A 458-nucleotide genomic window follows, 5' to 3' on the forward strand; every position below is an offset into this window, starting at 1 on the left:
CCTCCAACCCGCTGCCGCTGCCCAAGTGGTATCCGGTCCACACCAGCTCCTACGCCGCGAAGGACCGCACCACCAACGGTACCGAGACCTACGACATCGCCGCCACCATCACGAGCTGCGGCAGCCTGCACACGCCGATGTTCATGGCGCTCGCGCAGGCCTGCGCGCAGTGGGACGGCATCGGGCGCAAGAAGATCGAGACCTACGACCTCACGCTCTCGTCCTACCTCAAGGAGAAGATCGCCGAGCGCTGGGGCGTCGATGCGCTGTACTCGCCCAAGGACGATCCGAAGCTGCTGTCCGCGCTCACGTCCTTCAATCCGTTCCCCAACAAGGCCGACGTGATGAACGCGCAGAAGTCCACCGCCTTCGTCGCGCGCATGCTGAGCGACTATCCGCAGGGCTTCGTGGTCCGCAACGCGGACTTCCCCGTCATCGGCGCGCCGTCCAACCACTAC

At 65.5% G+C, this 458-nt stretch carries 1 protein-coding gene; it reads left to right on the forward strand.

Going from position 1 to position 458, the window contains the following annotated elements; all coding sequences use genetic code 11:
* Positions 1-458, forward strand: a 458-nt coding sequence (locus K9U40_RS23715) for a hypothetical protein (protein WP_282892508.1), incomplete at both ends; no start/stop codon positions are given.

The sequence above is a fragment of the Xanthobacter autotrophicus genome (assembly GCF_030015065.1).
In the GTDB taxonomy this organism is placed as follows: Bacteria; Pseudomonadota; Alphaproteobacteria; order Rhizobiales; family Xanthobacteraceae; genus Xanthobacter; species Xanthobacter autotrophicus_D.